Below are 6,760 nucleotides of genomic sequence, written 5' to 3' on the forward strand. Positions count from 1 at the left end.
TGCGCTCCTCAGTTGGCGCTCTGCGTCGGGGGGTGGCCGCTGCCGGCGAGAGGCGGCAGCGCGGCGATACGGTCGACGGCCCTCTCGAGGGCCTCCGGCGGCAGCAACCCGGGACCCTGGCTGCGCGCGAAGTCCGCGAAGGTCTCGGCCGTCGTGTACTTCGGCCGGAATCCGAGCGTCTCACGCATCTGGACCGTCGACACGACCCGGCCGTGGGTGAGCAGCCGGATCTGCTCGGGCGAGAAGTCCGTCATCCCCAGCGTACGCACCAGCGAACCGGCCCAGGTGACGGCCGGCAGCAGCAGGGGCACGGTGGGCCGGCCGAGCCGCCGCGAACACTGCGACAGCAACAGGACCCCATCGCCCGCGATGTTGAAGGTGCCGCTGTTGAGCGTGCCCCGCTCCGGTTCGTGCGAGGCGATCCTGAGCACCTCGATCACGTCGTCCTCGTGCACGAACTGCAGCCTCGGGTCGTACCCCAACACGGTCGGCAGCACCGGCAGCGCGAAGTACGAGGCGAGCGGGGTGTCCGCGGTCGGTCCCAGGATGTTAGCGAACCTGAGCACGCACACGGCCACGTCGGGGCGCCGCCGCGCGAAGCCCCGCACATACCCCTCGACCTCGACCGTGTCCTTGGCGAAGCCGCCGGAGGGCAGGGACTTGGGCGGGGTGGTCTCCGTGAACACGGCGGGATCGCGGGGCGCGGACCCGTACACGTTCGTACTGGACTTCACCACGAGCCGCTGCACGTTCGGCGACTTCTGGCAGGCACCGAGCAGCTGCATGGTGCCGATGACGTTGGTCTCCTTGACCGTGGTCCGGCTCCCACTGCCGAGCGCCATCGCCGTCACGTCCAGGTGTACGACGGTGTCGGCGGCCGTCTCGGCCAGTACCCGTGCGATGCCGGGCTGCCTGATGTCCGCCTGGATGAAGTCGGCACCGCCCAGATGATGCTCCGGCGCCACCGCGTCCACGGCGATCACCCGGTCCACCTGCGGGTCACGCTGTATGCGTCGTACGAACCGGCCCCCCAGCTGTCGGGCCACTCCGGTAACGAGCACGACCTTTCCCAAGATCAGCGCCTTCCTTCCAGCCGTAGTCCAGCTCTGGTACAGCCCTTGTACAGCCCCGGTCCTGTGCCGCGTTCCCCGTGTCCCGCCAACTTAGCGGTTCGATGTTGCGCTGTGATGACCGCCCACTGCGTGAGGTGACGACATCAGGCCCACGCGCGCGTCCTGACACACGTGTGGCCCCCCACCGGTAACGGGTGGGGGGCCACACGCACGCTTCCGCGGCGTCGCTTACTTCTTGTTGCGACGCTGAACGCGCGTGCGCTTCAGCAGCTTGCGGTGCTTCTTCTTGGCCATCCGCTTGCGCCGCTTCTTGATAACAGAGCCCACGACTACCCTCGCTCACTTCTCATCACTCGGTGCTGGGCATCATGGGCCCACACGACCTACGAGGGGTTAGCCTACCCGCCCGAGCGCTGAGGTCGTAATCGAGGTGAACCGGGGAGATCCGGCAGGGGTCCACGAGTGCCCTGAGGCCCCTGGGAACCTCCCCGAGTCCGGTTGTCGTCAGGCTGTCTCCACCCCCACATAGCTCTCGCGGAGGTACTCGTGAACCGCGTTCTCGGGGACACGGAAAGACCGTCCCACCCTGATCGCGGGCAGATGACCGCTGTGCACCAGCCGGTACACGGTCATCTTCGACACTCGCATCACCGAGGCGACTTCCGCCACGGTCAGAAACTGAACCTCACTCAGAGGCCTCTGTTCAGCAGCCATGACACACCTGAACCTTCCGCACTCGACGGTCACCGGCTTCCCCTTCCGGTGACTCTTCGTCGCTGCGTGCTCACTCCCCAATGTAGGGGCGGGTGATGCAAGTGGGGAAGAGGTGCACCCATCGGCGCCCTACTGTGACAGACACGCTCGATTGAGTACGTAGCGGGTCAGCGGCAGGTAGTAATCGGAGCGCACGCCGTCATCAAGTGGAACGACGACGGACACGACCCCCTCGGCCTCCCCCACGAAGAGCGCGGGGTCGTCCGTGTCCGCCGGCCCCATGGCCTCGAACCCCAGCTGACCTGCTCCGCAGACCCAGCCGTGATCCCCGATCACGAGCTCCGGAAGCGGCCCGCCGCTCTCCGCCGCGGCCGCCAGGGCGGTACGAACCGGGAGCGGCGAATGCGTGTGTGCGCCGGGCTCACCACCGGAGCTCTCCGCGTCCGGTCCTCGCACGAGCGCGACTCCTCGTACGTACTCAAGGTTGTACGTGCGTAGACCGAACCGGGTCGTTATGTCGACACGGCGACCATGCGCAGGGGTGAGGACGGCACATCCCGCCGCCGACAGGGCGTCCGCGAGAGCGGCGTAGAACCCGAGCAACCGGTGCGGATGGCCGGTGCCGAGAAGCACGGCCCCGCTGCGCCGGGCGACTGCGGCGAGGCGCTCGGCGAAGGCGTCGAGCGCGGCGAGCGTCCGTTCGGGATCGATCACATCACGGCCGGTTGTGTGTCGAGGATTGCCCGAAACCCCGCATTTGTCAGCCATGAGACCGATCAGATCACGCTCATTCCATGCCCATTCAGGATCGAGTCCGATCAGCACCCTCGGGTCCCGAGCAGCGAACAACCGATAACTCCGCAGACTCTCCTCCCGGGAGGTGGCCACGGGTCCGGCCAGACGAGCGGCCAGCAGATGGGCGCGGAGGGCGCCGGTGCTCAACACGGGAGCGATGGTGGCGGATGAGGGCGGGTCGGGTGACGGGAACGAGGAAACACCGCACGGTCGGAGTAGCGCCGCGCCGTCCCGGCCGGCCTATGCCAGCAGCCCCCGCAGCGGAAACACCGCCCGCCGAGTCGCCAGCACCGCCTGGTCCAGCCGGTCCGCGGGGTCGTACCCCGCATCCCACTCCGCGTAGGACACCGGCCACCGACCGTCGGTCATCCGCGCCGGCGCCAACTGCCTGGTCCGGGCGAACACGTGCTGCCGCCACCCCTCGGGAATCATCGCCTCGGGTTCGACCGGCCGCCCCGCGGCGATGGCCACCAGATGCGTCCAGGACCGGGGTACGACATCCACCACGGCGTACCCCCCGCCCCCGAGCGCGATCCACTTGCCGCCCGCGTACTCGTGCGCCAGCTCATGACACGCCACCTGCACAGCCCGCTGCGCGTCCAACGACACCGCGAGATGAGCCAGCGGATCCTCGAAGTGCGTGTCCGCCCCGTGCTGTGTCACCAGCACATCCGGCCGGAAGTCCGCGATGAGCTCCGGCACCACCGCGTGGAACGCCCGCAGCCACCCCGCGTCCCCCGTCCCCGCCGGCAGCGCCACGTTCACGGCGCTGCCCTCGGCCGAGTCCGCCCCGGTCTCCTCCGGCCACCCGGTCTGCGGGAACAGCGTCCGGGGATGCTCGTGCAGGGAGATCGTCAGCACCCGCGGATCCTCCCAGAACGCCGCCTGCACCCCGTCCCCGTGATGCACGTCGACATCCACATAGGCGACCCGCGACGCCCCGAGCTCCAGCAGCCGCGCGATGGCGAGCGAGGCGTCGTTGTAGATGCAGAACCCCGAAGCGCCCCCCGGCATCGCGTGGTGCAGCCCGCCCGCGAAGTTCACCGCGTGCAGCGCGTCCCCCCGCCACACGGCCTCCGCCGCGCCCACCGACTGCCCGGCGATCAGCGCGGACACCTCGTGCATCCGCTCGAAGGCCGGATCGTCCATCGTCCCCAGCCCGTACGACTGGTCGGCCGCCCCGGGATCCACCGAAGCCGCCTTCACGGCCTGGACGTAGTCCTCCCGGTGCACGAGCCGCAGCGTCGACTCGCCCGCCGCCTTCGCTGCCACGACCGCCATGTCCCGGTCCAGCCCGAAGGCGTCCACCAGACGCCGGGTCAGATCGAGCCGGACCGGATCCATCGGATGGTCCGGACCGAAGTCATAGCCCGTTACTGCCTCGTCCCACATCAGCTGTGCGCGGCCGCTCATGCTCGCCACCGTATCGGTCCGGTTGAGCCTCGAACGACTTGGCGTACACCAGTGTCACCAGCACCAACACCATCGGTACGAGCATGGCCCCGCGATAGCTCCACGCGTCCCCCAGGGCACCGACCAACGGCGAACCGACCAGAAACCCCACGTAGTTGAAGACATTGAGCCGCGCGATGGCCGCGTCCGACGCCCCCGGGAACAAGCGCCCGGCTGCGGCGAACGTCTGCGGCACCAGCACACACAACCCCATCCCCAGCAGCGTGAACCCCAGCATCCCCACCCACGGCCCGGGCGCCACGGCCACCACCGCGAACCCCCCGGCCGCCACCACCGCCCCCAGCCGCACGACCGCGGCCGCCCCGAACCGCCGTACCCCGAGGTCCCCCACGGCCCGCCCCAGCAGGGTCGTCACCATGTAGACGTTGTACGGCACGGTCGCCACCTGCTCGCTGCTGCCGAGCACGTCCTTGAGGTACTTCGCACTCCAGTTGGAGACGGTGGAGTCCCCGATGTAGGCGAAGGTCATCACCAGGCACAGCGGCAGCAGCAGCTTGAAGACGACGCCGTCGCCCCCCTGCGGCTTCTCCTCCACTCCCGTAGTGTCCCCGTCGACGTACCACCGGCTCCCCACCAGGCACAGCGGCACCAGCACCGCCACGACCGGCAGATAGGACACGAACAGCGCGAGATGCCAGTGCGCCCCGACCCAGGCGAGCGAGGCCCCCACGATCCCGCCGAGACTGAACACCGCGTGGAAGCTCAGCATGATGCTGCGCCCGTACGACCGCTGCAGGCTCACCCCGAGCATGTTCATGGACGCGTCGAGCATGCCCACGGCGAGCCCGAAGGCACCGAGCGAGACACCCAACTCGACCGTGGAGTCTCCGGCCCCCACCCCGAGCAGCGCCAGGAGCACGACGGGCTGGGCGAACCGCAGCAGCCGGCTGGGCCGTATTCGCTTCACCAGGTGCTCGGTCGAGACGCTCCCGACCCCGGCGAGGATCGGCACGGCGGCCAGGAAGGCGGGCAGCAGCGCGTCGGAGACCCCGTACCGGTCCTGGATCGCGGGGATGCGCGTCACCAGCAGAGCGAAGGCGACGCCTTGCGCAAAGAAGCTGAACGCCAACGAGGCCCTACCGCGCCGCAGCACATCTGTCATGGCGGCGAGCGTAGGGCCCCGGCGTACTCGTGGGTAGATCCAGCCAAAGATGAATTTCCCTCAGCTTTATCGGGCGAGGGCGACCTCGGGCATCGCGGGGGCGCCGGCCTTCGTCTCGGCGATCAGCATCCCGGCCATGGGACCGGCCCCGATCGCCCCGCTGACCAGGAAGGCGACCGCCATCGACCCGACCATGATCAGGGACCCGAGCCACACCATCGTGTCCACCGGCAGCGTGTACGCCCCCACGACCCGCACCACGCACTCCGTCAGCAGTACGACGCCCCACACCACGGAGAACCGCCGCTCGGCCCGCCAGAAGTCCGCCGACTTGTCCTGGAGCCGCGCCCAGGCGGCCTCCCGCTCCGCGATCCCCTTCACCAGCCAGGGCTTCATCCCTGCGGTCATCATCGGCCTCCCCAGCGCCACGGAGACGAGGATGCCGATCCCGATCACACTGCTGACCCCGCTGTCCTTCGCGAGCATCAGCCGGGGGTCGCCGGCCACGAAGCTGAGCAGCAGCCCCACGACGTTCACCACGAGGATGAGGGCGGCCAGAGCGTTGACCGTCCGCTCCCTCAGCACACTCCAGCCGGTCCGCGCGGCCGGGACGACACTGCTGAGGCCCAGCGCCATCAACGTGCTCATCCCGAGCCCGTCCTTGAGCAGGTAGTACGCCCCGATCGGCACCGCCACGTCCACGATCAGAGGAGTCAGGTTCGCGCGCTTCGAGTTCGTCTTCGTCGTCATGCCCTCAGCTTCTCGTGCGGCCGTGGGTTGCCAGTAGAAACGATCGTCCGGACCTCGGCATGACAAATGTCAGACCAGCAGGTCCGCCAACTCACCCATGTCGGAGAAGAGTTGAGTGGCCCCGGCGAGCCTCGCGGCGGGCGTCATGGCGGTGAACCCGTACACGTCCATCCGTGCAGCGTTGGCCGCCTGCACGCCCAGCGGACTGTCCTCGACCACCACACACCGCCCCGGTTCGACCCCCATCCGCTCGGCGGCATGCAGAAACAGGTCCGGCGCCGGCTTCCCCCGCCCCACGTCCTCCGAACTGAAGATCCGCGCGTCCTCGAACCACCGGTCAAGGCCGGCCGCCCGATGCCCCACCCGGATCCGCTCATGGCTCCCGGAGGACGCGACACAGTACGGCACCCCGTCCGCCGTCAGCTTCTCCAGCACCCCGGTGACGCCGTCCACGGCCTTCAACTCCCGCTCGAACGCGGCGAAGACCCTCGCGTGGAAGACGTCGTCGAAGTCCCCGGGCAACCGCTGTCCGGTCCGCTCCAGGACGAGGTCGTGGATCCGGTGCATGGCGGAGCCCATGTAGTCCCGTATGGAGTCCTCGTAGGAGGTCGGGTGCCCGAGCTCCGTCAGATAGGCGGCGAGGTGCCGGTTCGAGATCGGCTCACTGTCGACAAGAACACCGTCGTTGTCGAAGATGACAAGGTCATAGCGCATGGTATTGACCCTAAACGCAGAAAACCCCCGTGCCGAATGGCACGGGGGTTTTCCCAAAAATTGTTCGGCGGTGTCCTACTCTCCCACAGGGTCCCCCCTGCAGTACCATCGGCGCTGTAAGGCTTAGCTTCCGGGTTCG

At 68.7% G+C, this 6,760-nt stretch carries 8 protein-coding genes and 1 rRNA gene; all 9 read right to left on the minus strand.

Annotation, left to right across the window (positions count from 1 at the left end):
* Nucleotides 1-8: 8 nt before the first annotated feature.
* Nucleotides 9-1,073: an NAD-dependent epimerase/dehydratase family protein gene (locus ACZ39I_RS32435; RefSeq protein WP_352390790.1), complete on the minus strand. Its 1,065-nt coding sequence runs from the start codon at nucleotides 1,071-1,073 to the stop codon at nucleotides 9-11.
* 228 nt (nucleotides 1,074-1,301) lie between these two features.
* The gene (locus ACZ39I_RS32440) at nucleotides 1,302-1,400 is read right to left on the minus strand and encodes a 30S ribosomal protein bS22 (protein ID WP_003948845.1); all 99 of its coding nucleotides are present in this window, start codon (nucleotides 1,398-1,400) and stop codon (nucleotides 1,302-1,304) included.
* A gap of 177 nt (nucleotides 1,401-1,577) precedes the next feature.
* Nucleotides 1,578-1,787, minus strand: a complete 210-nt coding sequence (locus tag ACZ39I_RS32445; protein ID WP_016437488.1) for a helix-turn-helix domain-containing protein — start codon at nucleotides 1,785-1,787, stop codon at nucleotides 1,578-1,580.
* 129 nt (nucleotides 1,788-1,916) lie between these two features.
* On the minus strand, nucleotides 1,917-2,732 hold the full coding sequence (locus tag ACZ39I_RS32450; RefSeq protein WP_467248493.1) for a phosphatase: 816 nt from the start codon (nucleotides 2,730-2,732) through the stop codon (nucleotides 1,917-1,919).
* A 90-nt stretch (nucleotides 2,733-2,822) separates the two neighbouring features.
* Nucleotides 2,823-3,995, minus strand: a complete 1,173-nt coding sequence (locus ACZ39I_RS32455; RefSeq protein WP_403671520.1) for an acetoin utilization protein AcuC — start codon at nucleotides 3,993-3,995, stop codon at nucleotides 2,823-2,825.
* Nucleotides 3,946-5,157 carry an MFS transporter gene (locus tag ACZ39I_RS32460; RefSeq protein ID WP_467248494.1) on the minus strand — a complete coding sequence of 404 codons (1,212 nt, stop codon included), beginning with the start codon at nucleotides 5,155-5,157 and terminating at the stop codon, nucleotides 3,946-3,948. Before ACZ39I_RS32460 ends, ACZ39I_RS32455 begins: the two co-directional genes overlap by 50 nt.
* A gap of 66 nt (nucleotides 5,158-5,223) precedes the next feature.
* Complete coding sequence (locus tag ACZ39I_RS32465; protein ID WP_467248495.1) at nucleotides 5,224-5,907, minus strand: VC0807 family protein; 684 nt, start codon at nucleotides 5,905-5,907, stop codon at nucleotides 5,224-5,226.
* Between the two features lie 69 nt (nucleotides 5,908-5,976).
* A complete protein-coding gene (locus ACZ39I_RS32470) occupies nucleotides 5,977-6,621 on the minus strand; it encodes an HAD family hydrolase (protein WP_467248496.1) in 645 nt (214 codons plus the stop codon).
* A 62-nt stretch (nucleotides 6,622-6,683) separates the two neighbouring features.
* A 5S ribosomal RNA gene (gene rrf, locus ACZ39I_RS32475) occupies nucleotides 6,684-6,760 on the minus strand; the annotation flags it as partial.

The sequence above is a fragment of the Streptomyces sp. NPDC024687 genome (genome assembly GCF_055559055.1).

Bases quoted from the DNA above. Each gene is read 5' to 3' on its own strand.
- ACZ39I_RS32445 (WP_016437488.1), bottom strand. From the start codon at position 1,787: ATGGCTGCTGAACAGAGGCCTCTGAGTGAGGTTCAGTTTCTGACCGTG.
- ACZ39I_RS32455 (WP_403671520.1), bottom strand. From the start codon at position 3,995: ATGAGCGGCCGCGCACAGCTGATGTGGGACGAGGCAGTAACGGGCTAT.
- ACZ39I_RS32460 (WP_467248494.1), bottom strand. From the start codon at position 5,157: ATGACAGATGTGCTGCGGCGCGGTAGGGCCTCGTTGGCGTTCAGCTTC.
- ACZ39I_RS32465 (WP_467248495.1), bottom strand. From the start codon at position 5,907: ATGACGACGAAGACGAACTCGAAGCGCGCGAACCTGACTCCTCTGATC.
- ACZ39I_RS32470 (WP_467248496.1), bottom strand. From the start codon at position 6,621: ATGCGCTATGACCTTGTCATCTTCGACAACGACGGTGTTCTTGTCGAC.